Raw genomic sequence first — 25,822 nt, 5'->3', positions numbered from 1 at the left:
GGTTCTCTGCTCAACGTATGGGGGCGGGGTTGGCTTACATGGAGGCCGGGCAGGAAACACCCAGCAGGGCCATGCCGTTACGGATCACCTGGCGCACGGCGGCGGCCAGGGCGACGCGGGAACGGGCCAGGGCGGCGTCGTCCACCAGCATGCGTTCGGCATTGTAATAACTGTGGAAGTCGGCGGCCAGGTCCTTCAGGTAGAAGGCCACCTGGTGCGGCGCCAGGTCTTCGGCGGCATTGGCGACGATTTCGGGGAAGGCGGCCAGACGGGCGGCCACGGCCAGTTCCCGCGGGTGGGTCAGCAGGCCCAGGTCGGCACCGGCCAGTTCGGCCTCGTTGCCGCCGGCATCGCCCCACTGCTTGACTACGGAACAGACCCGGGCGTGGGCGTACTGGATGTAATAGACCGGGTTTTCGTTGGTCTGGCTCTTGGCCAGGTCCAGGTCGAAGTCCAGGTGCTGGTCGGACTTGCGCAGCACGTAGAAGAAGCGGCAGGCGTCGTTGCCCACTTCGCCGCGCAGCTGGCGCAGGGTGACGAACTCGCCGGAGCGGGTGGACATGGCGGCCTTCTCGCCGTTGCGGTAGAGCACGGCGAACTGCACCAGGGCCACGTGCAGCTTGGCTTCGTCCTGATCCAGAGCCTTGAGGGCACCCTTCACCCGGGGGATGTAGCCGTGGTGGTCGGCGCCCCAGATGTTGATGACCTTGTCGAAGCCCCGGTCGAACTTGTTGAGGTGGTAGGCGATGTCGGAGGCGAAGTAGGTGAACAGGCCGTTCTCCCGCTGCACCACCCGGTCCTTCTCGTCGCCGAAGGCGGTGGAACGGAACCACTTGGCGCCGTTCTGCACGTATAGGTGGCCGGCGGCTTCCAGCTTCTCCACGCACCTGGCCACCAGGCCGGTATCGAAGAGGGACTTCTCGGAGAACCAGACGTCGAAGTGCACGCCGAACTCTTCCAGGTCGTCCTTGCCGTCCGCCAGCTGCTCGGACAGGGCGTGCTGGTGGATGTAGCTCCAGTCCGGGCCGAGCAGGTTCTTGGCGTTGGCGATGAGGGCGTCCAGGTGGCCCTCCTTGTCCGCTTCCACGTCGGGAGCGCCGGCCAGGATGTCCGCCGCCGGGCGCAGGTACTTGTTGCCGTGGGCGTCCTTGATCTGGCGGGCCATGTCGCGCACGTAGTCGCCCTGGTAGCCGTTGGGCGGGAAGGGGACGTTGATGTCGTAGAGACCGAGGTAGCGCAGCCAGGTGGAGAGGCCGAGGATGTCCATCTGCCGGCCGGCGTCATTGACGTAGTACTCCCGGGTCACATCCCAGCCGACGAAGGCCAGCAGGCTGGAGAGGGAGGCGCCATAGGCGGCGCCGCGGCCATGGCCGACGTGGAGGGGGCCGGTGGGGTTGGCGGAGACGAATTCCACCTGCACCTTCTGCTTGCCGCCGGCATTGCTGCGGCCGTATTCCCCGGCCTTGGCCAGCACGGCCTGGACCACGGCGGTCTTGGCGGCGGCCTTGAGGGTGAAGTTGATGAAGCCGGCGCCGGCGATGTCCACCTTTTCCACCCAGGCGGAGGGCGGCAGCTCATTGACCAGCTGCTGGGCGATTTCCCGCGGGTTCTTTTTCAGTTCCCGGGCCAGCTGCATCGCCACGTTGGCGGCGAAGTCGCCGTGGGACTCCTGTTTCGGGCGTTCCAGGGCGATGGGCGTGGCGGCGTGATCGGGGGCCACGCTCTTCAGGGCGGTCTGCAGCAGGTCGGCCAGGTGGGCCTTGATATCTTGACTCATAGGGAAATCGGGCGGTGCCAAAAGCTTGAAAGGGCCGATTATACCTGCCCGGCGCCGCGGGCCGGTCTGGATTCTGGTATTCTCGGCGGCTCCCTCCCCCGCCTCTTCCCGACTGACCATGCGCCTGCTGCGCCTCGCCAAGATCGCCACCGTCGCCATCCGTTACGGCCTCGACCAGATGGTGCTGGAACACGAGCCCACCGGCCGTGCCCGGGGCCTCTCCCGGCTTTCCCGCGCCCTCTTCTTCTGGCGCGACCTGGACCGCCGCTCCGAGGCCGAGCGCCTGCGCCTGGCCCTGGAAGCCCTGGGCCCCATCTTCGTCAAGTTCGGCCAGGTGCTGTCCACCCGCCGCGACCTGCTGCCGCCGGACCTGGCGGAGGAACTGGCCAAGCTCCAGGACCAGGTGCCGCCCTTCCCCTCGGAGCAGGCCATTGCCCAGGTGGAAGCGGCCTACGGCAAGCCCCTGGCGGAAATCTTCGCCGAGTTCGACCCGACCCCGGTGGCCTCCGCCTCCGTCGCCCAGGTCCATTTCGCCCGCCTGCACGATGGCCGCGAAGTGGCGGTGAAGGTGCTGCGCCCCGGCATGAAGCCGGTTATCGGCCACGACCTGGCCCTCATGGACACCCTGGCCGGCCTTACCGAAAAGCTGTGGGCCGACGGCAAGCGCCTGAAGCCCCGGGAGGTGGTGGCCGAGTTCGCCAAGCACCTCTACGACGAGCTGGACCTGATGCGGGAAGCGGCCAACTGCTCCCAGCTGCGCCGCAATTTCGAGAATTCCCCCCTGCTGCTGGTACCCGAGGTGCATTGGGACTACTGCACCCCCTCGGTGATGGTCATGGAGCGCATGCACGGCATCCCCATCAGCCAGACCCAGCGCCTGCAGGCCCAGGGCACCGACTTGAAGGCCCTGTCCCGGGCCGGGGTGGAGATCTTCTTCACCCAGGTCTTCCGCGACGGCTTCTTCCACGCCGACATGCACCCGGGCAACATCTTCGTCCATGCCGACGGCCGCTACATCGCCCTGGATTTCGGCATCGTCGCCACGCTGAACGACAACGACAAAAACTACCTGGCCCAGAACTTCCTGGCCTTCTTCCGCCGCGACTACAAGCGGGTGGCCGAGGCCCACATCGAATCCGGCTGGGCCCCCGCCGACACCCGGGTGGACGAGCTGGAAGCGGCCATCCGCGCCGTCTGCGAGCCCATCTTCGACCGCCCCCTGAAGGACATCTCCTTCGGCAAGCTGCTCTTGCGCCTGTTCCAGACCAGCCGCCGCTTCAATGTGGAAATCCAGCCCCAGCTGGTGATGCTGCAGAAGACCCTGCTCAACATCGAGGGCCTGGGACGCCAGCTGGACCCGGACCTGGACCTGTGGAAGACCGCCAAGCCCTTCCTCGAGAAGTGGATGGAAAGCCAGATGGGCTGGCGCGGTTTCGTGCGCAACCTGAAGAACGAGGCGCCCTACTGGGCCCGCAGCCTGCCCCAGATTCCCCGCCTGGCCCAGCAGGCCCTGGCCGCCCAGGCCCGGGCGCCGGAAGCCGGCGTCGCCACCCAGGCGGCCCTGGCCGCCATCCAGGCCACCCAGGCCCGCCACGAGCGCTGGCTGCGCCTGGCCCTGCTGCTGGCCGCCGGCATCTTCGCCCTGGAAATCTTCCGCAGCCTGGGCTGAGTCCGGGCCCGCCGCCTGCGCCGCCATGCACCGCACTCTCCGCCTCATTGGTGCCGCCAGCGGCGTCGGCGCCCAGGACCCGGGCTGCCACGCCGGCCCCACCGCCCTGCACCGGGCCCACGCTTTCGACGACCTGCAGCGCCGCCCCGATCTCAGCTGGGGCGAAACCCTCTTTCCGCGCCAGGCCCTGGGCGGCCGCGTGGCCGAGGTGGCCGACCTCTGCCAGCGCCTGGCCGAGGCAGTGCGCCAGGCCCGGGAGCGGGGCGAGACCCCGGTGGTGCTGGGCGGCGACCATTCCTGCGCCATCGGCACCTGGAGCGGCGTCCGCGCCGCCAGCCCGGCGCCCGTCGGCCTGCTCTGGCTCGACGCCCATCTGGACAGCCATACCCCCGAAAGCACCCATTCCGGCGCCCTCCACGGCATGCCCCTGGCCTGCCTGCTGGGCCAGGGCGACCGGCGTCTGGTGACCGTGGGCGGCCCCGGGCCCAAGCTGCTGCCCGGGCATGTGGCCCTCATCGGGGTGCGCAGCTACGAGCCGGAGGAGCGGGAATTCCTCGACCGCCTCGGGGTGCGCGTGTTCACCATTGACGAGGTGCGGCAGCGGGGCCTGCCGGCGGTCTTCGGCGAAGCCCTGGCCCGGGTGCGACAGGCGCCCGGCGGCTACGGCGTCAGCCTGGACCTGGACGTCTTCGATCCCCGGGAAGCGCCGGGGGTGGGCAGCCCGGAACCGGCGGGCCTGTCCCAGACCGAACTGATGCCGGCCTTGGCCGGCCTGGCCGGGGACCCGGCCCTGCTGGCCCTGGAGGTGATGGAGTTCAACCCGGACCGGGATGCGGGCGGGCGTACGGCAGCCCTGCTGGCCCGGCTCATCGGTGCCGTCTTCCCCCGCCGGCATGGGGCCTGAGAGGCCCGCCGGACGGGCTTCCCGGCCCGGCTGCGGGGCACTGGGGGCGGCCTTTCCCGGCTCTTGATCGGCGGCGATCCAAAATGGTGCGCCAAGGCACTGATTTGCTTGCCCTAAATCCTGCCGGCGCGGGGCGGAAATGCGGCTATACTTGCGCGTTTTTCAATTTTTCCGCCTCGTCATCGTCCCGGGATTTCCGCCACCATGACCACGCTCCTGGCCTTCGTCATCCTCTATCTCCTGGTCTCCATCGGCATCGGCCTGTTCGCTGCCACCCGGGTCCATAGCGCCAAGGATTTCGCCGTCGCCGGCCGCAGCCTGCCCCTGCCGGTGGCCACCGCCTTGGCCTCAGCGAACTCAACCCGGTCGACGCTTCCTGCACTGGCGCCAAGTGCCGGCGTCCCGTCGGGGCTTGGTGATCCGGGACCTGGCCACCGCCCTGCGGGAAAGGAAGGCTGACCTGGCCACCCTGCTGGCCATCGAGGTGGGCAAAATCTGCAGTGAGGCGGAAGTGGAAATCCGGGAAATGATCGACATCGCCGACTACGTCGTCGGTCTCTTCCGTTAGTTCCACGGCCTCAGCCTGCCCTTGGAGCGGCCCCGCCATCACCTGTTGGAGCGCTGGCAACCTCGGGCCCGATAGTGGTGATCACTGCCTTCAACTTTCCCGCTCCGGTGTGGGCCTGGAATGCCTTCATCACTGCCGTCTGCGGCGATACGGTGGTGTGGAAGCCGTCGCCCAAGGCGCCCCTCACCGCCATCGTCATCCAGAAGGTGTGGTGGATGAGGTGTGCCGCAACCACGGCGCCCAGGGCGTATTCACCCTGCTGCTGCCGGACGAAGCGGAAATGAGCCAGGCCCTGGCCATCAACTACGGTAACCAGCTGTCCCCGGCTCAGGGCATCCGCTTCGAACTGCCGGGCAGATGGCCGGCTAGGTAATTCCAGGCAGGGTGTCCGACTCCAGAGGGCCGTCTGCCGCTGCCTTCGGCGGCAGGGGCGCGAAGTAGCCGGCAGCCAGTACCAGCAGGGCGACGCCGATGAGGGTGGCAGTCCAGGTAAGGGTGCCCCTGCCCATGGTGTCGAACAGCAGCAGCTTGGCTCCCACCAGGCCCAGCAGGAGCATGCCGCCGAACCAGCGGTGGCGCAGTTCCCGGCGGGAAGCGTGGATCATAGTGGCAATGGCGGTGGTGCTCCAGAACAGGGTGAGCAGGGCCTGGAAGAGGGTGGCATGCATCAGCGTCGGGAAATTGAAAGGAATCCCGCCCCAGTGATGGGCAATACGTGCAGCCAGGGCCGAGAGCCAGAGAAAGGCCAGCAGGGCCGTGAGAACCCGCAGCAGGGGGGCGACGGCGGCAGCGAGCTGGCGGCCTAGAAGCACGAGGGCGCCCAGGGCGGCGAGTTGCCCCGCGTCGAAAATATTGAGCAGGGGCAGGTAGGGCCAGCCGAGGCCATCAAGGCCACTCAGGCGCAGATTGCCCCAGGGCAGCAGCAGGAGCAGGCCGAACAGGGGCGGCAGCACGCCGTAGGGGATGTAGCCGGCCCCTGCCGCCGTGAATGGCCAGCGCTGTCGCTGCTGTCCCAGGACCGGCAGGGCCAGCCCGGCGGCGAGTACCAAGACCACGGCGACAAAGGACCACAGGGTCGGTGCCGGCATCAGGTGCCGGGCCTGCCAGGCCAATTCCCAGGCCAGGGCGAAGAGCAGCAGCCACCAGGCGCCCAGATGGCGGATGGCGGCCAGGCCTGTCTCGCCCTGGCGCTCGTGGCGGGCCAGGAGTACGTAATGGACAGCCAGGGCCAGGGGCAGCACCAAAGCCATGAAGCCGGCCAGGGGATGGCCGTGGCGGCCGATGCCTGCCAGCGTCGCCACCACCAACCCAACCAGTAGCAGCACGGCGGCGGGCCGCAGTTGGGGCCAGCGCCAGAGGCTGATCAGGCCTTCCTGGAGGAGCACCGTGGCGGTAATGAAGAGTAGGGCGTAGGGAGCATGCAGGCTGTCAGGGGCAAAACGGTAGATTTCGTCCAGGCCTGGGCCCAGCCACCACAGCATGGCCCAGGCCCAGGGCAAGAAAGGCAGTAGCGCCGCCGAGGAGGCCCGGGAGCGCAGCTGGCGGGCGGAAAAGAGGCCGGCCAGGACCAGGATGAAGGCACCGAGCATCGCGTCGTTCGCCACCGGCAGGCGGTGGCCGAGCGCTGCCCAGCCCAGCAGCAGGGACAGGCCGGCCGCCAGTTGCATGAGGAAGCCGCTGACCTGGGCCAACTTGCGTTCCTGCCGCACCCCGAACCACAGCACCGCCGCCCCTTCCGCCGCCCAGAAGGCGGAGGTCACCTGGGCGTCGAAGGCCAGGGGGATGGCGATGGTGAGGAAGACCACGGCGATGCCCAGATGACTGCGCTCCACCAGCAGGTTGGCCGGTTCCCGACGTCGGAAAAGCAGGGCCCACAGGCCAAAATACCAAAGAGCGGCGATGAGGGTGCTCCAGGCCAGGCCGTAGCGCTCGCCCTCCATCAGCCGGGCCTGCAGGAAAGTGCCGGCCAAGGGGGTGCCGAAAAGCAGGATGCCATCGCGCCAGGCAGCCAGGCCGGGCGCCCGCAGCAGGGCAGTGGCCACCGGCATGGCCGAATAGACGGAGAGGAAGAGGACGAGGAAAGCCTGGGTTAGCAGGTAGTGCCGGGGCTGGTAGCCGCCCATGGCCCAGGCCATGCCCACCGCCAGGGTGAAGAAGAAGCCGGCGATATTGAGCACCCGCCAGGCCCGGAACCAGTCCACTGCCAGGATGAAGACATTGAGCAGGGTGAAATAGGCGAACAGGGGCAGGGGGCTGTCGGCCTGACCGCCGGCCAGTATCGGGGCCAGGAAGGCGCCGGAAAGGCCAAGTACGGCCAGGACTGGGGCATCCTGGCGCGCCGCCAGGAAGACGCAGGCGATGCCCAGCAGGGCGAAGAGCGCGAAGGCCGGTCCTTGGCCGATCATGGTGTAGCGCTGCAGCATGAAATAGGCGACCAGATAGAGCAGGGCGAAGCCGCCACCCTGGAGGGCCTGGCCGAAGGTGCGATGTTTTTCCTCCCCGGCTCGGTTCCAGCCGAAGGCGATCATGGCGATGCCGCTGGCGGCTGCGATAAGGAGACGCAGGGGCACTGGCAACAGGCCGTAATCCACTGCCAGGCGCAGGCCCGAGGCGATGCCGAAGAAGAGCAGGACGATGCCGATCTTGGCCAGGGGATTGATGGCCCACAGCCGCCGGGCCCAGTCCGGTGGCTCCAGGGTAAAGGGCTGGCCCGTTACGGGGCGGGCTGCTGGAGGCGGGCTGTCGGCGAGGGGGGCTGGTTGGGGCGGCATTGCCACGGGCGGAGCTTGCACCGCTTGGGGGACGGGGGAGGTCGGGGCAGGTGTTTCCCAACTGCTCTCAGCTACGGCGGTAGAGGCGGTCGCGGTGCCCTTGAGCACCTCCACCTCCCGGCGCAAGGCTTGGACCTGGTTTTCCAGCAGCTGCAGGCGCTGCCGGAAGTCCGGGCCGACTGCCGGCTCCCGCTTGTTTCCCTGGCGTCCCAGCCAGTGGCCGATGAGGCCGCCCGCGAGGGCGCCGGCCAGGCTGCCGAAGCTGCCCAGGGGGCTGCCGATGATCAGGCCGATGACTACTCCCAGTAACCACATGATGCGTCCTTTCCTCGTTCCGGCCGCCGTTTGGAGGCCGCCAAGCTGTCCCGCGAGTATAGGGATATTCCGATGGTATTGTCTCGCTGCCGCTACAGGTGCCTGCCTGCTGGAGCGGATGGATCGGCCGGTCCATGGGGGCGACCTACAATGAAAGGACTTCCTGCAATCCGGGAGGCGGTACGAATGAGCCGAAAATCGTTGTGGAGCCTGGTCGCCACGATCCTTGTGGTGACGGCCTGCGGCGTAATTCCCCTGGCGCTCCCGCCAGCAGCTACCCAGCTAGAATTTTCCCTGGCCAGCGGTACGTACCGGTGTGAACTGGGGGTGTCGCTGCAGTTGGGGCGGCAAGTTCGCGAAGGAGTGAACTACCGCATCCTGCTCGCCGGCTAAACCAGTTTGTCCCTGGTCAGCGAGTGCCAGCCGGGATGAGGCTGGTGGCCTTGTCCCGTGGCTGTGCCTGATCCGCTCCGCTAGCGGCGTCAGCGCCAAGGTAGCGGGTGACCAAGAAGTCCTGGGTTATGGTTCGGCCCAGAGCAGGGCTATGGCTGTTCCCCCGTTCCGATACAGTTATCGCCGGAATGGTGCCAATCGCTTGATTTGGCTGCTTTTCGTCAGTCTTTTAAAGGGGAATCCGGCTATACTCTTGCCCGTTTTTTCCAATCCCCTTTTTCTGACTTCCTGCCCGGGTTTCTGACATGACCACGCTCCTGGCCTTCGTCATCCTCTATCTCCTGGTCTCCATCGGCATCGGCCTGTTCGCTGCCACCCGGGTCCATAGCGCCAAGGATTTCGCCGTCGCCGGCCGCAGCCTGCCCCTGCCGGTGGTCACCGCCACGGTCTTCGCCACCTGGTTCGGTGCCGAGGCCGTGCTCGGGGTCTCCGCCACCTTCGTCAAGGAAGGCCTGGGCGGCGTCGTCGCCGACCCCTTCGGCGCCTCCCTCTGCCTCATCCTGGCCGGCCTCTTCTTCGCCAGCAAGCTGTACCGGATGAACCTGCTGACCATCGGCGACTACTACCGGCTGCGCTACAACCGCACCGTCGAGGTGCTCACCACTCTTTGCGTCGTGGTCTCCTACCTGGGTTGGGTCTCGGCCCAGATCAAGGCCCTGGGTCTGGTCTTCTTCGTCGTCACCGGCGGCGCCGTGTCCCAGGAGGCGGGCATGATCCTGGGTGCCCTCATCGTGCTGACCTACACCACCTTCGGCGGCATGTTCTCCGTGGCCATCCTGGACTTCGTGCAGATCACCGTGATCATGGGCGGCATGCTCTACATCGGCTACGTCATCTCCGGCCTCACCGGCGGCGTCGGCGCCGTGGTCGGCCACGCGGCGGCGGCGGGCAAGCTGGACTTTTTCCCCAAGGGTGGGCTCGAGGTGTGGGTGCCCTTCATCGGCGCCTGGATGACCATGATGCTGGGCTCCATTCCGCAGCAGGACGTGTTCCAGCGCATCACCTCGGCCAGGAACGAGAAGACCGCCATCCGCGGCTCGGTGCTGGGCGGCAGCCTCTACTTCGCCTTCGCCTTCGTGCCCATGTTCCTGGCCTACGCCGCCACCCTGATCGACCCGGCCATGTTCGGCGACCTGCTGGAACAGGATTCCCAGCTGGTGCTGCCCACCCTGATCCTGCAGCACACGCCGGTGTTCGCCCAGGTGGTGTTCTTCGGCGCCCTGCTCTCGGCCATCATGAGCTGCTCCTCGGCGACCCTGCTGGCGCCCTCCGTGGCCTTCTCCGAGAACATCCTGCGCGGCGGCTTCCCGCGCATGCCGGACCGCACCTTCCTCCTGGCCATGCGCACGGTGATCGTCTGCTTCGCCGGCACTGTGCTGCTGTTCGCCCTCAATTCCAACGAGAGCATCTTCCACATGGTGGAGAACGCCTACAAGATCACCCTGGTCACCGCCTTCATTCCCCTTTTCGCCGGCCTCTACTGGAAGAGGGCCAACACCCAGGGCGCCCTGTTCGCCATCTTCTCCGGCTTCTTCACCTGGATCCTCATGGAAGTGCTGGGGTCGGAAGACGCCACCTGGCCGCCCCAGGTGCTGGGCTTCCTTGTCGCCGGCGTGGCCATGGTGGCCGGTTCCCTGCTGCCCCGCGTGGTGGGCCAGCCGACTCCGGTGCCCTTCGGCCACGAGCATCATGCTGCCGGCCTGACCCATCACCTGGGCGACCACCCCCACCATCACGACGGCCGCTGACGGCCGACTGCGGCATGGCACGGTTGCCATGCCTAATGGGTCACACCGGCCGGGCTGAAATAGGCGCACAATGTTCCTTCGCCCGCCGGGCCAAGGAGGTTGGCCCGGCGCCCCGATTCCAGCCCATGACCCGGAGAATAAATACATGGTGACAAAGGTCAGCAAGCCCGCAACCCGCAAGTCCGCCGCCCTCGGCAACACCGCCCCCAAGGCCGCCACCAAGGTGGTGGCCAAGCCCCGCCCCAGCCGCGCCCGCCCGGTGAAGAGCGGCGACGTGGCCCCGGCCCACAGCCCTGCCGGCGTAGAGAGTTTCGAAGTCGGCCAGGCCGTGGCCGCCGCCCAGAATTCCAAGGTCGTCGCCATGCGCGACATCCTCAGTCGTACCCAGGGCACCGACCTCAAGTCCGTGGCCAAGACCCTGGAAGCCATTGTCGCCGGCGCTTCCCCCGACGACGTGAAGATGCTGCGGGACACCCTGTTCAAGGATGAGGTGCCGGCGGACAAGCTGCCGGTGAGCCCGGACGACCAGCTCTCCGACGAGTGGCGCACCGGCGGCTATCCCTACAAGAATCTGATGACCCGCAAGAACTACGAGAAGCAGAAGTACCGCCTGCAGGTGGAACTGCTGAAGCTCCAGGCCTGGGTCAAGGAAACCGGGCAGCGGGTGGTGATCCTCTTCGAAGGCCGGGATGCGGCCGGCAAGGGGGGCGCCATCAAGCGTTTCACCGAGCACCTGAATCCCCGGGGCGCCCGGGTGGTAGCCCTGGAAAAGCCCTCGGAAGTGGAACGGGGCCAGTGGTATTTCCAGCGCTACATCCAGCACCTGCCCACCGCCGGCGAGATCGTCATGTTCGACCGCTCCTGGTACAACCGGGCCGGGGTGGAACGGGTCATGGGCTTCTGCGACCAGGACGAGTACGCCGAGTTCATGCGCCAGTGTCCCGAGTTCGAGCGCAACCTGGCCCGCAGCGGCATCCACCTGATCAAGTTCTGGTTCTCCGTCAGCCGGGCCGAACAGCGCCGCCGTTTCAAGGAGCGGGAAACCCATCCCCTGAAGCAGTGGAAGCTCTCCCCCATCGACCTGGCCTCCCTGGACAAATGGGAGGACTACACCAAGGCCAAGGAGGCCATGTTCTTCTACACCGACACGGCCGATTCCCCGTGGACCGTGGTCAAGTCCGACTGCAAGAAGCGGGCGCGGCTCAACGCCATGCGCTACATCCTGCACAAGCTGCCCTACAAGAATAAGGACGTGGAGCGCATCGGCCCCCTGGACCCCCTGCTGGTGGGCCGGGCCAACGTGGTGTACGAACGGGGCGAACACGAAGGCACGGCGATTCTGTAAGCGCCGGCATCCGCCAAAGAAAAAGCCCGCTCGTTTGAGCGGGCTTTTTTACGTCCGGCAGTCGCTCCGGCGAGAGGCTCAGACGCCCTTGGCGAAAATGGCCTCGGCTGCGGCGATGGTGGCGGCGATGTCGGCTTCCGTGTGGGCGGCGGAGACGAAGCCGGCTTCAAAGGCGGAAGGCGCCAGGTAGTGGCCGGCCTCCAGCATGGCGTGGAAGAAGCGGTTGAAGGCCTCCTTGTCGCATTGCATCACCTCGGCGAAGGAGGTGGGCGGGGTGGCGCTGAAGTACAGGCCGAACATGCCGCCCACGCTCTGGGCGCAGAAGGTGACGCCGTGCTTCTTGGCGGCGGCGGTGAGACCGTCGGTGAGCTGCTTGGTACGGGCGGCCAGGCTATCGTAGAAGCCGGGGGCACGGGTGGCCTTGAGGGTCACCAGGCCGGCGGCCACGGCCACCGGGTTGCCGGAGAGGGTGCCGGCCTGATACACCGGGCCCAGGGGGGCGATCTTTTCCATGATCTCCCGCTTGCCGCCGAAGGCCGCCACCGGCATGCCGCCGCCGATGACCTTGCCCAGGGTGGTGAGGTCCGGGGTGATGCCGAAGAGGCCCTGGGCGCACTGGGGGCCGACGCGGAAGCCGGTCATGACCTCGTCGAAGATGAGCACGGCGCCGTGCTTGCTGCACAGCTCGCGCATGGCCTGCATGAACTCGGGCTTGGGCGCGATCAGGTTCATGTTGCCGGCCACCGGCTCGACGATGACGGCGGCGATTTCGCTGCCCTGCTTGGCAAAGGCTTCGGCCAGTTGTTCGGCATTGTTGTATTCGAGCACCAGGGTGTGCTTGGCCACGTCGGCGGGGACGCCGCCGGAGGAGGGATTGCCGAAGGTCAGCAGGCCGGAACCGGCCTTCACCAGCAGGCTGTCGGAATGGCCGTGGTAGCAGCCCTCGAACTTCACCAGCAGGTCCCGGCCGGTATGGCCCCGGGCCAGGCGGATGGCGCTCATGGTGGCTTCGGTGCCGGAGGAGACCAGGCGCACCATGTCCAGGGAGGGCAGGATGTCGCAGAGCAGGTCGGCGATCTCGATCTCGGCCTCGGTGGGGGCGCCGAAGGACAGGCCCAGGGCGGCGGCCTCCTGCACGGCCTTGACCGTGGGGGCGTGGGCGTGGCCCAGGATCAGGGGGCCCCAGGAACCGACGTAATCCAGGTAGCTCTTGCCTTCCGCATCCCACACCCGGGGGCCTTCGCCGCGGGTGAAGAAGCGGGGGGCGCCGCCGACGGAGCGGAAGGCCCGCACGGGGGAATTCACGCCGCCGGGAATGTGGCGTTGGGCGGCATCGAAGAGTTGCTGGTTACGAGAGCTCATGGGCAGCACTTTCTGCAAAAAGACGTTGATAGGCGGCGGCCCGGGCGGTCACGTCCGGGGCCTCGAACAAATCGGTGATGACGGCGACGAACTGGGCGCCGGCGGCGATGACCGGGGCGGCGTTGTCCAGGGTGATGCCGCCGATGGCGGCGACCTGTACGCCAGGCAGCTCCTGGCGGGCCCGGGTGACCAGGTTGAAAGGCGCCCGGGGTGCCTGGGGCTTGGTCGGGGAAGCGTACATGGCGCCGAAGGCGACGTAATTGGCACCGGCCGCGGCGGCCTGGGCCCGGGCGAAATCGGCGTAGCAGGAGGCGCCGATGAGCTTGTCGGGGCCCAACAGGGCGCGGGCGGCGGCCAGGTCCCCGTCCTCGCCGCCGAGATGGACGCCGTCGGCATCCACTTCCCGGGCCAGGGCTGCATCGTCGTTGATGATGAGGCGTGTGCCGTGGCGGCGGCACAGGGCCAGCAGGGCGGTGGCCTGTTCCCGGCGGCGGGCGTCGTCGCCGCTCTTGTCCCGGTACTGCAGCAGGGGAATGCCGGCAGCCAGGGCTGCCTCGGCCAGCATCAGCAGACGCGGCGTCTCCAGGCCGTCGGGGGTGACGGCGTAAAGGCCGGGGCGGGGGCGCTTAAGCATCGCCCTCTCTGCCCTCTTCCGGCGCCCGGGCCCAGAAGAAGCGGTCCGGGATGTACTGGCCCATGCCGGGGCGGAAGCCGGCGGCCAGGGCCTGCCAGGTGTACTCCTGGGCGTCCCGCACCGCGTCGCCCAGTTCCAGGCCGTTGGCCAGGTTGGCGGCGATGGCGGAGGCCAGGGTGCAGCCGGAGCCGTGGTAGCTGCCGGGCAGCCGCTCCCAGCGGTCGGCCCGCACCATGCCGTGCTCGTTGTAGAGGGTGTTGATGACCTGGCCGGTGTTTTCGTGGGTGCCCGTGAGCAGCACGTATTCACAGCCGTAGCTGACCAGGCGGCGGGCGCACTCCTCCAGTTCCGGCTCCTCCTCGTCCTCCTCGGCCAGGCGGCGGGCCTCCAGGCTGTTGGGGGTGAGGATGGTGGTCTGGGGCAGCAGCAGTTCCTTCATGGCGGCGATGAGGTCCTCCGTCGCCAGCTCGTCGCCCCGGCCGGAGGCCAGCACCGGGTCCAGGATCAGGGGAATGTGGGGATAGTCGGAGACGATCTCGGCGATGGCCGCCACGTTCTCCACGCTGCCGATGAGACCGATCTTGAAGGCGGCCACCGGCATGTCCTCCAGCAGGGAGCGGGCCTGGTCCTCGACCCAGTCCGGCTCCATGGGCAGGACCGCATCCACCCCGGCGGTGTCCTGGACGGTGATGGCGGTGATCACCGAGAGGGGGTGGCAGCCCATGCTGGCCAGGGTCAGGATGTCCGCCTGGACGCCGGCGCCGCCGGTGGGGTCGGAGGCGGCAAAGGTGAGGACAATGGGGGGCGACAGCTGGGGGGAGGGGTTTTGTGGCATTGCAGCACGCTTTCTGCCTTTCGGCGGCGCAGCGCTTTGGGTAAGATCAAGGGCCCCGATTCTAGCCTAAAACCCCCTTCCGAGCTTTGATATGACCCAGCCTGAATCCACCCCACCAGGAGGTCCTTACCGGACCTGGATGTGCCAGATTTGCGGTTTCATCTACGACGAGGCCGCCGGACTGCCGGAAGAGGGCATCGCCCCCGGTACCCGTTGGCAGGATATTCCCATGAACTGGGTCTGTCCCGAGTGCGATGCGCGCAAGGAAGACTTCGAAATGGTGGAAATCTAGGAAAATCCCGGGCGAAGGTTTAGTATTGCTGCATAAAATCCAGAAGCCCCGGCTGGTTCCGGGGTAATCGAGAGATCTTGGGAGGTTGATTTGCCGGATGCCACTGCCCAGCGCGGCGTGAAAGTGATGGTGATTGACGATAGCAATACCATCCGTCGCAGCGCTGAAATCTTCCTGGTGCAGGCAGGATGCCAGGTGGTGCTGGCCGAGGACGGGTTCGATGCCCTGGCCAAGATCGCCGACCACCAACCAGACATAGTCTTCTGCGACATCATGATGCCCCGTCTGGACGGTTACCAGACCTGCGCCCTGATCAAGAAAAACGCCCGTTTCCGCAACACCCCGGTGATCATGCTGTCCTCCAAGGACGGCCTTTTCGACCGGGCCCGGGGGCGTATGGTCGGTTCCGACCAGTACCTCACCAAGCCCTTTACCAAAGACAGTTTGCTGCAGGCTGTGGCCACCTACGGGCCCCAGCAGGTTCAATAAGCGTTAGCCGAGAGAGTCCCTATGCCCGTCAAGAAAATCCTCGTGGTGGACGATTCCCCCACCGAACGTCACTTCATGGTCGAAATCCTCACCAAGAACGGTTACCAGGTGGTTACCGCCGAAAACGGTGAGGACGGCATCGCCAAGGCCAAGGCCGAAAAGCCCGACCTGGTGCTGATGGATGTGGTGATGCCCGGCCTCAACGGCTACCAGGCCACCCGTACCCTGACCCGGGACGACGACACCAAGGACATTCCGGTCATCGTCTGCACCTCCAAGGGCCAGGAAACGGACAAGATCTGGGGGCTGCGCCAGGGTGCCCAGGACTACCTGGTGAAACCGGTCAACGCCGAAGAGCTGCTCGCCAAGATCGCCGCACTCTAGGAGGCTGGGGCGGCATGGCCAGAAAAATCAGCCTGCGGCAGTTCCAGGAACACCTGGCGGCACGCCTGTCCAGCGCCGCCCGCGGGCAGGCCGCGGCCGGCCTGCTCGGGGTCCAGGCGGGGAGCCGCCTGTGGCTGCTCAACCTGTCCGATTCGGGGGAAATCATTCCCTCCCCCCATCTGGCTCCCGTGCCCCTGACCAAGCCCTGGTTCGCCGGTATCGCCAACATCCGCGGCAGCCTCTATTCGGTGGCCGACCTTTCCGCCTTCCTCGGCGGCGATCCCACCCCCTACAACGCCAACGTCCGCCTGCTGCTGGTGGGCACCCGCTACGGCTCCAACGCCGCCCTGCTGGTGAATCGTTCCCTGGGGCTGAAGAACCTGGAAACCCTGACGCCTGCCGAGCCGGATGCTTCCCTCCCTGTCTGGGGCCGCGAGTGCTACACGGATGGCGACGGACGGACCTGGCACAAGCTGAACCTGAAGGAACTCCTGGCCGACCCCGATTTCATGCAGATCGGCGCCTGATCACGGATTTTCCCAACCAACAATAAACGAACCGCTCCGCAACACTAGGTTGCAAAAGCACTGAGAACTGGAGAACACCATGGCGTTCAAACTTAAGCTACCCGCCTTTTCTTTCGGCAAGGGTCAGAAAAAGTCCGCCGCACCTGTGGGCGAGGAAACCCTCGCCGCCCCCACCCGGGTAATGGAAGTTCCGGTGGCCAAACCGGCCAAGGAAAAGAAGCCGAAGGAGCCGGCTGCGGCCCTGACCGACTTCCTCGGCCAGTATCCGGTCGTCAAGCAGTTGCAGATTCTCGGTTCGGTGCTGCTGGTGGTGATGCTGTTCATCGCCGGCCTGGTTTATCACGACAACCGGGAATCCACCTACGGCACCGTCTATGTGGCGGCGGCCGGTGAAATGCGCATGCTCTCCCAGCGCCTGGCCAAGGATGCGGCCCAGGCCCTGCAAGGTACGCCGGTGGCCTTCGAACACCTGAAGACCTCCCGCGAATCCTTTGCCCGCCTGCTGGAACGCCTCTCCCAGGGCGGCGAAATCACCGAAGTGGCGGTACCCCCCTCCCCCGATGGCGTGCAGCCCCAGTTGCAGGCCCTGATGAGCGAGTGGGAAAAGACCGACAAGAACGCCACCCGCCTGCTGGAAATGGAAAAGAACCTGGTGAACCTGGGTAAGGACGTGGCCATCATCGCCAGCAAGAATCCCCAGCTGCTGGAACTGTCCGAACAGGTCGCCGCCCTCAAGCTGCAATCCGGCGGCGGTGCCCGGGAAATCGCCGCGGCCAACCAGATGGTGATGCTGACCCAGCGTATCGCCAAGAACGCCTCCGCCCTGCTGGTGGGCGACGCCATCGACCCGGAAGTGGCCTTCCTCCTGGGCAAGGACACCAACTCCTTCCGCGACCTGCTGAACGGCCTGATCAAGGGTAACGAAACCCTCAAGGCCGCCTCCGACGGCGACACCCGCACCAAGCTGGGCGAGCTGGAAGGCGCCTTCAAGGAATACCAGGACGCCGTGTCCGGCATTCTCGGCAACATGCAGCGCCTGGTGCTGGCCAAGCAGTCCGGTTCCGCCATCTTCAAGGATTCGGACGAACTGCTGGCAGCCACCGACAAGCTGGCCGACGCCTACCAGGCCGAACTGGCCGAGCGGGCCCTGTACATCGTCATCCTGGTGGTGATGGTGCTGGTGGCCCTGGGCGCCCTGGTGCTGATGGCCAAGATCTACCTGGAAGACTCCCGCCGCCGTGCCGAGGAGGCCGAGCGCCTGCGCCTGGAATCCGAGCAACTGAACCGCCAGAACCAGGACGCCATCCTGCGCCTGATGAACGAACTGGGCGACCTGGCCGACGGCGACCTGACCGTCACCGCCACCGTGTCCGAGGACATCACCGGCGCCATCGCCGACTCCATCAACTACACCATTGAAGAACTGCGGGTGCTGGTGGGCCGCATCAACGACGCCGCCAACCGGGTGACCCTGGCCACCGAAATGGCCCGCAAGACCTCCGAGGAACTGTTGGCCGCTGCCGAGCGCCAGTCCAAGGAAATTGAGGAAGCCGGCCGCTCCGTCCTGACCATGGCCAGTTCCATGAACCAGGTGTCCTCCGAGGCCACCCAGTCGGCCCAGGTGGCACGCCAGTCCCTGTCCGCCGCCGAGAAGGGCGCCCAGGCCGTGCAGGATTCCATCAAGGGCATGAACGAAATTCGCGAGCAGATCCAGGAAACGGCAAAGCGGATCAAGCGCCTGGGCGAAAGCTCCCAGGAGATCGGCGAAATCGTGGAACTGATTTCCGACATTACCGAACAGACCAACGTGCTGGCCCTGAACGCCGCCATTCAGGCCGCCTCCGCCGGCGAGGCCGGCCGCGGCTTCACGGTGGTGGCAGAAGAAGTGCAGCGTCTGGCCGAACGTTCCGCCGAAGCCACGAAGCAGATTGCGGCCATTGTGAAGACCATTCAGACCGATACCCAGGATGCGGTTTCCGCCATGGAAGAATCGACCCAGGGCGTGGTGGAAGGGGCCAAGCTGTCCGACGCCGCCGGTCAGGCCCTGGCCGAGATCGGTTCCGTGTCCCAGAACCTGGCCAGCCTGATCGAGAACATCTCCAGCGCCACCCAGCAGCAGGCCCAGTCCGCCGCCGGCGTGGCCGAGACCATGAAGGACATCCTCAACGTGACCGAACAGACCACCGCCGGTACCAAGCAGACGGCCGAGGCCGTGGGCGAACTGGCCGGTCTGGCAACCGAACTGAAGGGATCGGTGGCCGGCTTCAAGGTCGCGTAAGCGTTGTTCCGCTAATCAGAAAACAAGGTCCCCATGAGCGCAGTCACCGAATTCGACGTCGGGCCCCTCACCTGGGTGAAGGGCGAGATCGACGCCGCCCTGGAGCGGGCCGACCAGTCCCTGCAGCAGTACCTGGGCGGGGACCGGAGCGACCTGTCCCAGATCAAGTTCGGCCGCACCCACCTGCACCAGGTCCATGGTGCCCTGGCCATTGTCGGCCTGGACGGGGTGACCCAGTTCACCGAAGCCCTGGAAGCCTTCCTGGCCGACCTGGAGTCGGGCAAGCGCCCGGCCGACGATGCCGCCGTCGATCTGGTGCGGCGTTCCCTGCAGGCCATCCGCCACTACCTGGACGACCTGCTCAACGGTGAGCCCAACCAGCCCCTGCGCCTGTGGGACCTGTACCAGTCCGTGCAGCAGGCCCGGGGTCTGGAGCGGGTCAATCCCACCGACCTCTTCTTCCCCGACCTGGCGGTGCGTCCGCCCCGGCGCCAGGCTGCCGCCCTGCCGCCGGCCGAGCTGAACAAGCGCCTGCGGGCCGAGCGCAGCCGCTTCCAGCGGGGCCTGCTGGCCTGGCTGCGCGGTGACCGCGCCGGCCTGGCCCTGATGCGCGATGCCATCACCGCCATCGAGGCCACCCAAGATCTGCCCGCCGCCCGCTCCTTCTGGTGGGTGGCCCAGGGCTTCATCACCGCCCTGGCCGAAGGCGCCGTCACCGGCGAGAACGACATCAAGCAGCTGTGCGCCCGCATCGACCTGCAGATCCGCCGGCTCATCGAAGGCTCCCGCAATTTCGCCGAGCGCCTGATGCGCGACGCCCTCTATCACGTCGCCGTGGCCGACAGTCAGGATGGCGTGGTGAGCGGCCTCAAGCAGTCCTTCGCCCTGGGCGACCTGCTGCCCGCCGTGGACGGCGACGGGGTGATCCACGCCACGCCGGCCCAGGAACTGGTGCTGCGCCGCCTGCGCGAGCACATCGCCGCCGCCGAGGAGGCCTGGGGCAAGTTCTGCGCCGGCACCGGCTCCGCCCTGCCGACCTTCCGCGAACAGGTGGGCCATCTGGCCCAAGGCGCGGAGCAGCTGGGCCAGCACGACTTCCACCGCCTCTGCAAAGCCCTGCTGGGCACCGCCAACTGGCTGGTGGAAAAGCCCGCCCGCCATAGCGAGGTGATGGGCATGGAACTGGCCACCGGCATTCTGCTGGCGGCCAATGCCCAGGAAAATTTCGAGCACCTGGGCCAGGATTTCGCCCACCAGGTGGACGTCATGGTGGCCCGCCTGCACGCCTGTGTCAGCGGCCAGCCGGCTGAGACCGGGGCCGAGGTGCCGGGGCTGGACGAAATGTCCCGCCGGGCCCAGGAGCGCCTGCTCAACAGCCAGGTGGCCAAGGAAATCCAGACCAACCTGGTGCAGATCGAACAGGTGCTGGACGCCTTCTTCCGCGACGTTTCCCGCCGCGGCGACCTGGCCGGCCTGGACATGCCCCTGAAGCAGGTCACCGGCGCCCTCACCATCCTCGGCCAGGACGCGGCCGTGGCCACCCTGGCCGATTGCAGCGCCCGCATCGCCCGCTTCTCCGCCCCCGACTACGAGCCGGTGGAGGCCGATTTCGAGGCCGTCGCCAGCCAGCTTTCCGCCCTCGGCTTCTTCGTCGAAGCCCTGCCCCGGGAACTGGCCAAGGGCAGCGCCGACTTCTCCGCCTTCTCCCGCGGCCTGGGACCCCAGGGCAACCGGGAGGAGGAAGAGGTCGAAGAGGTGGTGGAAGCCGCCGCCCCGTCGGTGGAACAGGAACTGGAAAAGCAGAAGAAGGAAACCCAGGCCCTGATGGAGGCGCTGAAGGAACAGCCCGCCGACGCCAACCTGCGCCAGGAACTGAAGCAGAACCTGGAGTCCCTGCAGAAGGATGCAGACCTGGTGGCCGACAAGGCCCTGGGACAGCAGGCCAAGGCGGCCCTGTCGGCCCTGGAGGCCGCGCCCCACCTGGATGCCGCCGCTCCTGCCCTGGATGCGGCCCTGGCCGAGATCAAGCCCCAGGTGGCTGCCGCCCCGGCGCCGTCCGCCGAAACCATCAAGCTGACCCAGGCCTCGGAAGAGGAGCTGGACGCGGAGCTGCTCTCCATTTTCCTGGAAGAGGCCCAGGAAGTGCTCGGCACCATCGGCAGCCACATCGGCCTGCTGCGGGAGCAGCCCCACAACGTCGATTTCCTCACCACCATCCGCCGCAGTTTCCACACCCTCAAGGGCAGCGGCCGCATGGTCGGACTCAAGGACCTGGGCGAAACCGCCTGGGCCATCGAGCAGGTGCTCAACCTGTGGCTGCGCCAGGAATACGACGTCAGCCCGGAACTGTTCGCCCTCATCGAAGAGGCCCATGTCCTCTTCTCCGCCTGGGTCCGCTACCTGGAAACCCGGGAAGGCGGCGCCCCCGATCCCGCGGCCCTGGTGACCAAGGCCGACACCATGCGCGGGGCCGAAACCCCGCCGGCACCGGTGGCCGAGGCGGCGCCAGCCTCTGCCCTGCCCGAACTGTCCCTGGAAGAGAGCACCCCCTTCGCCGACCTGGGCCTGGAGGTGGACCTGGATGGGGCCTCGGTGGACCTGACCCCCCCGGCCATGGAAGTGATGCCGGTGATCGCCAGCGACATGCGCGACTTCATGGCGGAGGCCGAGGTGCCTGCCGTGCAGGAAACCGACGCGGCGACAGCGCTCGAGGCGGTGCCGGAGATCGAGGAACTGACCCTGCCGGAACTGGAGGAAGCTCCCGTCGCCGCGACGGCCGACGTGGATCTGGCCCTGGAAGAATTGCCGGCCCTGGAGGAAGTGACGCCCGCCGCCCTGGATTTTGATTTCGACCTGGGGGATGCGGCCCCCGCGCCGGCCGCCCCGGAGGCGGCGTCAGCCATGGCAGAAGCTCGGCCGGAAGCCGGGCTGGAAGCCGCTGCGCCGTCGCTGGACGAAGAACACGAGCTCTCCGGCGATCTGGAAACCCTGGAACTGCCGCCCCTGGACGACCTGGGTGAGCTGGAGATGCCTGCCGCGGTGGAGCCGCTGCCGGAAGTCGCCGCCGCCGACGAACCCATCGCCCTGACGGAACTGCCGGCCGAGCCCGCTGTCGCAGCAGCCCCCGAGTCATCGCCGCTGTCGCTCGAGAGCGAGCCTGCCCTCGACATCGCCTTCGACGGCGAAGTCGAGGCTCCGTCCGAGACTGTGCCGGATATGGCCCAGGAGATCGAGCTGACGCCCCCGGCGCCCGCCGCCCAGGACATCCTGCCCGAGCTGGAGGCCGAAGAAGCGCCACCGCCGCCGCGGCCGACCCTGAAGGTCTCCTCCACCCTCTACCAGATTTTCATGGAAGAGGCCCAGGGCCACCTGGAAGCCCTGCAGCGCCAGTTCGGCCTGCTCGAGACCGACCCGGAAATGCCCACGGCCGAGCCCTTCACCCGGGCCGCCCACACCCTGGGCAGCATCGCTGGCACCATCGGCCTGGACGCCATCAACCGCCTTGGCCGGGCCCTGGAACACGCCCTGCTGCGGCGCGACCAGTCGGCCCATCCGGCCAGCCTGGAAGCCCTGGAAATCATCCGCCTGGCCATCTCCTCCCTGGAGGAAATGGTGGCCAGCGTTGCCGCCCAGCAGCCGCCGGAGCCCGCCTCCCACCTGGCGGATGCCCTGGACACCCTGTTCCCCGCGGCCCTCAACGACAACGGCGACGGCAACGAAGTGCCGGCCGTGGTCAGCGCCGGCGCTCCGGCTGCAGCCCCCGCCGCCCCGCCGGCGCCGGTGCAGCTCAAGGATGACCTGGACGAGCAGCTGCTGCCCATCTTCCTCGAAGAAGCCCAGGAGCTGACCCAGAGCATCACCGAGCAGCTGCGCCTGTGGCACGACGACCCCCACGATGCCGACGTGGCCCGGGCCCTGGCCCGGCTGCTGCACACCCTCAAGGGTTCGGCCCGCATGGCCGGCGCCATGAACCTGGGGGAACTGACCCACACCCTGGAAACCCGGGTCGAGCAGGCCCACAAGGCCGGGGCGGCGGAAGCGGCCCTGATCGAGGAAATCCAGATCGCCTTCGACGCCATCGCCCAGATCGTTGAGCGCCTGGCTTCCGGTGACACCCTGGATACACCCCTGCCGGTGGAACTGCTGGCCCTGCCGGAGACGGCGGAAGCCGATCTCGCACCGGCCATGCCGGAAACCCAGGCAGCGCCTGCTTCCGCCGAGATGCCTGCCGCGGTGGCCCAGCCGGAGCGGCCCGCAGCCGAGGCCCCGGCCACAGTACAGGTTGCAGCGGCCGAGCCGGAAGTCGATGCGGCCGCCGCCTCCCGCGCCACCCTGCGGGTGCGCTCCGACCTGATGGACCGGCTGGTGAACGAGGCCGGCGAGCTGTCCATCGCCCGGGCCCGCATCGAAGGGGAAATGCGCAGCCTCAAGGATTCCCTGCTCGACCTGACGGAAAACGTGATCCGCCTGCGGCGCCAGCTGCGGGAGGTGGAAATCCAGGCCGAGACCCAGATCCAGGCCCGTACCGCCGAGGCCGAAGTGGCCCATGCCGGCTTCGACCCCCTGGAGTTCGACCGCTTCACCCGCTTCCAGGAACTGACCCGGATGATGGCCGAATCGGTGAACGACGTGGCCACGGTGCAGCAGAACCTGCTGAAGAACCTGGACGAAGCCAACGCCGCCATCATCGCCCAGGCCCGCCTCAACCGGGAGCTGCAGCAGTCCCTGATGAGCGTGCGCATGGTGCCCTTCAGCAGCCAGACCGAGCGTCTGCACCGCATCGTGCGGCAGACGGCGAAGGAAGTGGGCAAGCGGGCCAACCTGGAAATCGTCGGCGGCCAGGTGGAACTGGACCGGGGCGTGCTGGACAAGATGGTCGCCCCCCTGGAGCACATGCTGCGCAACTCCGTCGCCCATGGCCTGGAAAGCCGGGAAGGCCGCCTCGCCGCCGGCAAGGAAGAGATCGGCGAGATCGAACTGAAGGTGGCCCAGGAAGGCAACGAAATCATCATCACCATGGCCGACGACGGCGCCGGCCTGGACCTGCAGCGCATCCGCGCCAAGGCCGAGAGCCAGGGGCTGCTGGCTGCCGGCGAGGAGGCGGACGACGCCCGCCTGGCCGACCTGATTTTCGCCCCCGGCTTTTCCACCGCCGGCGAGGTTTCCCAGATCGCCGGCCGCGGCGTCGGCATGGACGTGGTGCGCACCGAAGTGACCAACCTGGGCGGCCGCCTGGAAATGCAGTCGGTGGCCGGCAAGGGCCTCACTTTCCGTATCTACCTGCCCCTGACCCTGGCTGTCACCCAGGCCCTCATCGTGCGCGTCGGCAATCGCCGCTACGCCATTCCCTCGGCCATGATCGCCCAGGTCCAGGAAGTGAAGGAACAGGTCCTGGCCGGCATCCGCGAGACCGGTCAGGTGGAATGGCTGGGCAACCGCTATCCCTACCACTTCCTGCCCCACCTGCTGGGCGAACCCCAGGCCCTGCCCGAAGCCCGGCGCCTGTCCTGGGTGCTGCTGCTGCGCTCCGGCACCCAGCGGGCGGCGATCCAGGTGGACGAGCTGTTCGGCAACCAGGAAATCGTGGTCAAGAACGTCGGCCCCCAGCTGGCCCGGGTGATCGGCATTGCCGGCGCCACCGTGCTCGGCGACGGCCAGGTGCTGCTGATCCTCAACCCGGTGGCCCTGGCGGCCCGCAGCGAAGCCAGCGTGGCGGTGCATACTCCGGCGGCGCCCCTGGAGTCGGTGCCGGTGGAAGAGACGCCGGCCCAGACCCTGCCGACGGTGATGGTGGTGGACGACTCCCTCACCGTGCGCAAGATCACCAGCCGCCTGCTGTCCCGCGAGGGTTACCACGTGCTGACGGCCAAGGACGGCGTGGATGGTCTGGAGCAGCTGATCGACACCATGCCCGACGTGCTGCTGGTGGACATCGAGATGCCGCGCATGGACGGCTTCGACTTCACCCGCAACGTGCGGGCGGACGAGCGCCTGAAGCACCTGCCCATCATCATGATCACCTCCCGCACGGCGGACAAGCACCGCAACTACGCCTTCGAGATCGGGGTGAACCACTACCTGGGCAAGCCCTACCAGGAAGACGAGCTGCTGGCCCTGGTGCAGGAGTACACCAAGCGCAAGCGGGTGCACTGAGGCGGCTCGGTCCCCAAATGAAAAAGCGCGGAGCGATCCGCGCTTTTTTTTCGCCCCTCAGGCTTTCGGACGGGGCAGGGCGGCGATCTGCCGATCCTGCCAGCGGGCCAGTCCCAGCTGGGCCAGGAGAGCCCCGAGCAGGGCGCAGAACATGTCCGACTGGGTGTCCCAGGGATCGCCCTGGGTGCCGAGGAAGTCGTCCGCCCCCTGGCCGAAGGCCAGGGCGGTCCACCATTCCAGCAGTTCATAGGTGGCGCTGATGGCCAGAACGACGCAGGTGACGAGGAAGAACAGCATTTTGCGTCCCCGCACGTAGGCGCCCCGCAGCAGTATTTCCCGGGCGATCAGGGCCGGGGCGAAGCCCTGGAAGAGGTGGCCCAGCTTGTCGTAGGGATTGCGCTGCAGGTGCAGCCATTCGGCCACCTGGAAGCCCACGGGCACCCGGGCATAGGTGTACATGCCACCCACCATGAGGATCACCCCGTGGATGAAGATGCAGACATACAGCAGGGTGGTCAGGGGATAGCGGCGCCAGGTCAGGGCCAGCAGGGGCAGGGCGATCAGCACCGGCAGCACCTCCAGCAGCCAGGTGGCCCGGTCATAGGGGCGGTAGCCGGTGAGACCGAGCAGGGCCAGGGTGGCGGCGGCCAGGAGCAGCAACAGGGCGGTGCGGGATGAGGTCATGGCGGTCAAGATAAGCGCGGGTCCGGGCACTGTAGTGCCTTTCGCCACTCCCTGACTAGCCTGTTCCGGATGGAAAAGGCCGGCCCTCCTGCGGGAGGCGCCGGCCCTGGAACGCCGCCGGAGGATCAGCGGCCCTGGTGCACCTGGCCGGTGACCACGTCCACGAAGACGTAGGGCTGGCTCGGGTTGCCACCGAAAATGAAGTAGGGATTGCCCAGCTTGGGGCCCAGGGGATTGCGCAGGGTCACGGCGCCGTAGGCCTGGGTGAAGCCGGCCTGCTCCTTCAGCTTGTTGGCTTCGGGCAGGTCCATGGGCACCGGCCACTGGATCACCACGTCCTCCAGCCAGGGTTCGGGAATGAGCACGGGGGCGCCGAATTCGCCGTAGCCGGTGGACTTGATGATGACCGTGGTGTTGTTGGAATTCTGGAACACCACCCGCAGCTGGTCGATCTGGGCCGGGTCTGTGGTGGGGCCCTTGGAGGCGATGCCGTCGGCTTCGTACAGCTTGGCGGCGGGGTACTGTTCGGTGACGATGCGGACCGCGATATTGACCCGGCCGTTGAAACTCAGAATAGCCATGATGCACTCCTTCAGTGGCGGCAGAGGATGGATATCGGTCGCGGCAGCCGCCA

The 25,822-nt window shown here is 67.4% G+C and carries 20 protein-coding genes and 1 pseudogene; 14 read left to right on the top strand and 7 right to left on the bottom strand.

Annotation, left to right across the window (positions count from 1 at the left end; translation table 11 throughout):
* Nucleotides 1-34: 34 nt before the first annotated feature.
* Nucleotides 35-1,777, bottom strand: coding sequence for an arginine--tRNA ligase (gene argS, locus AC3QLZ_RS10245; protein WP_014235783.1), 1,743 nt, complete (start codon nt 1,775-1,777; stop codon nt 35-37).
* A gap of 118 nt (nt 1,778-1,895) precedes the next feature.
* Here argS and ubiB point away from each other — a divergent pair, with 118 nt between their 5' ends.
* The 5 genes and pseudogenes from ubiB to AC3QLZ_RS10220 all read left to right on the top strand — a co-directional run bounded on the left by ubiB (nt 1,896) and on the right by AC3QLZ_RS10220 (nt 5,291).
* Nucleotides 1,896-3,446, top strand: coding sequence for a ubiquinone biosynthesis regulatory protein kinase UbiB (ubiB, locus tag AC3QLZ_RS10240; protein ID WP_014235782.1), 1,551 nt, complete (start codon nt 1,896-1,898; stop codon nt 3,444-3,446).
* 25 nt (nt 3,447-3,471) lie between these two features.
* Nucleotides 3,472-4,350 (top strand): arginase, encoded by an 879-nt coding sequence (locus AC3QLZ_RS10235; protein ID WP_014235781.1) that lies wholly within the window; start codon nt 3,472-3,474, stop codon nt 4,348-4,350.
* A gap of 235 nt (nt 4,351-4,585) precedes the next feature.
* Nucleotides 4,586-4,918: an aldehyde dehydrogenase family protein gene (locus tag AC3QLZ_RS10230; RefSeq protein ID WP_337998947.1), complete on the top strand. Its 333-nt coding sequence runs from the start codon at nt 4,586-4,588 to the stop codon at nt 4,916-4,918.
* Between the two features lie 74 nt (nt 4,919-4,992).
* A pseudogene (locus AC3QLZ_RS10225) lies at nt 4,993-5,073 on the top strand (hypothetical protein); the annotation flags it as partial.
* 2 nt (nt 5,074-5,075) lie between these two features.
* Nucleotides 5,076-5,291 (top strand): hypothetical protein, encoded by a 216-nt coding sequence (locus AC3QLZ_RS10220; protein WP_235832476.1) that lies wholly within the window; start codon nt 5,076-5,078, stop codon nt 5,289-5,291.
* Here the strand turns inward: AC3QLZ_RS10220 and AC3QLZ_RS10215 are convergent.
* Nucleotides 5,284-8,004 (bottom strand): DUF2339 domain-containing protein, encoded by a 2,721-nt coding sequence (locus tag AC3QLZ_RS10215; RefSeq protein ID WP_014235779.1) that lies wholly within the window; start codon nt 8,002-8,004, stop codon nt 5,284-5,286. The two genes, AC3QLZ_RS10220 and AC3QLZ_RS10215, sit on opposite strands and share 8 nt — an antisense overlap.
* 186 nt (nt 8,005-8,190) lie before the next feature.
* On the opposite strand from AC3QLZ_RS10215, the gene AC3QLZ_RS10210 reads away from it, so the two are divergent.
* The 3 genes from AC3QLZ_RS10210 to ppk2 all read left to right on the top strand — a co-directional run bounded on the left by AC3QLZ_RS10210 (nt 8,191) and on the right by ppk2 (nt 11,550).
* A complete protein-coding gene (locus AC3QLZ_RS10210) occupies nt 8,191-8,397 on the top strand; it encodes a hypothetical protein (RefSeq protein ID WP_014235778.1) in 207 nt (68 codons plus the stop codon).
* A 305-nt stretch (nt 8,398-8,702) separates the two neighbouring features.
* The gene (locus AC3QLZ_RS10205) at nt 8,703-10,205 is read left to right on the top strand and encodes a high affinity choline transporter 1 (RefSeq protein WP_014235777.1); all 1,503 of its coding nucleotides are present in this window, start codon (nt 8,703-8,705) and stop codon (nt 10,203-10,205) included.
* Between the two features lie 145 nt (nt 10,206-10,350).
* Complete coding sequence (gene ppk2, locus AC3QLZ_RS10200) at nt 10,351-11,550, top strand: polyphosphate kinase 2 (RefSeq protein ID WP_014235776.1); 1,200 nt, start codon at nt 10,351-10,353, stop codon at nt 11,548-11,550.
* 78 nt (nt 11,551-11,628) lie between these two features.
* Here the strand turns inward: ppk2 and hemL are convergent, their stop codons facing one another.
* From hemL to thiD, 3 genes are read right to left on the bottom strand one after another with little or no spacing between them, the layout of a single operon-like run.
* Complete coding sequence (gene hemL / locus AC3QLZ_RS10195) at nt 11,629-12,912, bottom strand: glutamate-1-semialdehyde 2,1-aminomutase (protein ID WP_014235775.1); 1,284 nt, start codon at nt 12,910-12,912, stop codon at nt 11,629-11,631.
* Nucleotides 12,899-13,546, bottom strand: coding sequence for a thiamine phosphate synthase (thiE, locus tag AC3QLZ_RS10190; protein ID WP_014235774.1), 648 nt, complete (start codon nt 13,544-13,546; stop codon nt 12,899-12,901). Before thiE ends, hemL begins: the two co-directional genes overlap by 14 nt.
* Nucleotides 13,539-14,381 (bottom strand): bifunctional hydroxymethylpyrimidine kinase/phosphomethylpyrimidine kinase, encoded by an 843-nt coding sequence (gene thiD / locus AC3QLZ_RS10185; RefSeq protein ID WP_014235773.1) that lies wholly within the window; start codon nt 14,379-14,381, stop codon nt 13,539-13,541. Before thiD ends, thiE begins: the two co-directional genes overlap by 8 nt.
* A gap of 139 nt (nt 14,382-14,520) precedes the next feature.
* Between thiD and AC3QLZ_RS10180 the strand changes: the two genes are divergently transcribed.
* The 6 genes from AC3QLZ_RS10180 to AC3QLZ_RS10155 all read left to right on the top strand — a co-directional run bounded on the left by AC3QLZ_RS10180 (nt 14,521) and on the right by AC3QLZ_RS10155 (nt 24,504).
* Nucleotides 14,521-14,673 (top strand): rubredoxin, encoded by a 153-nt coding sequence (locus AC3QLZ_RS10180; protein ID WP_043797679.1) that lies wholly within the window; start codon nt 14,521-14,523, stop codon nt 14,671-14,673.
* A 126-nt stretch (nt 14,674-14,799) separates the two neighbouring features.
* Complete coding sequence (locus AC3QLZ_RS10175; RefSeq protein ID WP_172974747.1) at nt 14,800-15,162, top strand: response regulator; 363 nt, start codon at nt 14,800-14,802, stop codon at nt 15,160-15,162.
* A 21-nt stretch (nt 15,163-15,183) separates the two neighbouring features.
* Entirely contained in the window at nt 15,184-15,546 is a 363-nt protein-coding gene (locus AC3QLZ_RS10170; protein WP_014235770.1) for a response regulator transcription factor, read from the top strand.
* A gap of 14 nt (nt 15,547-15,560) precedes the next feature.
* The gene (locus tag AC3QLZ_RS10165) at nt 15,561-16,073 is read left to right on the top strand and encodes a chemotaxis protein CheW (protein WP_014235769.1); all 513 of its coding nucleotides are present in this window, start codon (nt 15,561-15,563) and stop codon (nt 16,071-16,073) included.
* 79 nt (nt 16,074-16,152) lie between these two features.
* Nucleotides 16,153-18,351: a methyl-accepting chemotaxis protein gene (locus AC3QLZ_RS10160; RefSeq protein WP_014235768.1), complete on the top strand. Its 2,199-nt coding sequence runs from the start codon at nt 16,153-16,155 to the stop codon at nt 18,349-18,351.
* A 33-nt stretch (nt 18,352-18,384) separates the two neighbouring features.
* Nucleotides 18,385-24,504, top strand: coding sequence for an Hpt domain-containing protein (locus tag AC3QLZ_RS10155; RefSeq protein WP_014235767.1), 6,120 nt, complete (start codon nt 18,385-18,387; stop codon nt 24,502-24,504).
* Between the two features lie 57 nt (nt 24,505-24,561).
* On the opposite strand, the gene AC3QLZ_RS10150 is transcribed toward AC3QLZ_RS10155, so the two are convergent.
* Nucleotides 24,562-25,188, bottom strand: coding sequence for a DUF2238 domain-containing protein (locus AC3QLZ_RS10150; RefSeq protein WP_014235766.1), 627 nt, complete (start codon nt 25,186-25,188; stop codon nt 24,562-24,564).
* Nucleotides 25,189-25,313: 125 nt separating this feature from the next.
* Nucleotides 25,314-25,769: a hypothetical protein gene (locus tag AC3QLZ_RS10145; protein WP_014235765.1), complete on the bottom strand. Its 456-nt coding sequence runs from the start codon at nt 25,767-25,769 to the stop codon at nt 25,314-25,316.
* Between the last annotated feature and the right edge of the window lie 53 nt (nt 25,770-25,822).

It is taken from the genome of Azospira sp. MPR-LB4 (assembly GCF_058809525.1).
The sequence above is the reverse complement of the archived record's forward strand: the minus strand, read 5'-3'. Positions and strand labels throughout refer to the sequence as shown.

Coding starts and splice junctions, on each gene's coding strand:
- argS (WP_014235783.1), bottom strand. CDS start 1,777: ATGAGTCAAGATATCAAGGCCCACCTGGCCGACCTGCTGCAGACCGCC.
- ubiB (WP_014235782.1), top strand. CDS start 1,896: ATGCGCCTGCTGCGCCTCGCCAAGATCGCCACCGTCGCCATCCGTTAC.
- AC3QLZ_RS10235 (WP_014235781.1), top strand. CDS start 3,472: ATGCACCGCACTCTCCGCCTCATTGGTGCCGCCAGCGGCGTCGGCGCC.
- AC3QLZ_RS10215 (WP_014235779.1), bottom strand. CDS start 8,004: ATGTGGTTACTGGGAGTAGTCATCGGCCTGATCATCGGCAGCCCCCTG.
- AC3QLZ_RS10210 (WP_014235778.1), top strand. CDS start 8,191: ATGAGCCGAAAATCGTTGTGGAGCCTGGTCGCCACGATCCTTGTGGTG.
- AC3QLZ_RS10205 (WP_014235777.1), top strand. CDS start 8,703: ATGACCACGCTCCTGGCCTTCGTCATCCTCTATCTCCTGGTCTCCATC.
- ppk2 (WP_014235776.1), top strand. CDS start 10,351: ATGGTGACAAAGGTCAGCAAGCCCGCAACCCGCAAGTCCGCCGCCCTC.
- hemL (WP_014235775.1), bottom strand. CDS start 12,912: ATGAGCTCTCGTAACCAGCAACTCTTCGATGCCGCCCAACGCCACATT.
- thiE (WP_014235774.1), bottom strand. CDS start 13,546: ATGCTTAAGCGCCCCCGCCCCGGCCTTTACGCCGTCACCCCCGACGGC.
- thiD (WP_014235773.1), bottom strand. CDS start 14,381: ATGCCACAAAACCCCTCCCCCCAGCTGTCGCCCCCCATTGTCCTCACC.
- AC3QLZ_RS10180 (WP_043797679.1), top strand. CDS start 14,521: ATGTGCCAGATTTGCGGTTTCATCTACGACGAGGCCGCCGGACTGCCG.
- AC3QLZ_RS10175 (WP_172974747.1), top strand. CDS start 14,800: ATGGTGATTGACGATAGCAATACCATCCGTCGCAGCGCTGAAATCTTC.
- AC3QLZ_RS10170 (WP_014235770.1), top strand. CDS start 15,184: ATGCCCGTCAAGAAAATCCTCGTGGTGGACGATTCCCCCACCGAACGT.
- AC3QLZ_RS10165 (WP_014235769.1), top strand. CDS start 15,561: ATGGCCAGAAAAATCAGCCTGCGGCAGTTCCAGGAACACCTGGCGGCA.
- AC3QLZ_RS10160 (WP_014235768.1), top strand. CDS start 16,153: ATGGCGTTCAAACTTAAGCTACCCGCCTTTTCTTTCGGCAAGGGTCAG.
- AC3QLZ_RS10155 (WP_014235767.1), top strand. CDS start 18,385: ATGAGCGCAGTCACCGAATTCGACGTCGGGCCCCTCACCTGGGTGAAG.
- AC3QLZ_RS10150 (WP_014235766.1), bottom strand. CDS start 25,188: ATGACCTCATCCCGCACCGCCCTGTTGCTGCTCCTGGCCGCCGCCACC.
- AC3QLZ_RS10145 (WP_014235765.1), bottom strand. CDS start 25,769: ATGGCTATTCTGAGTTTCAACGGCCGGGTCAATATCGCGGTCCGCATC.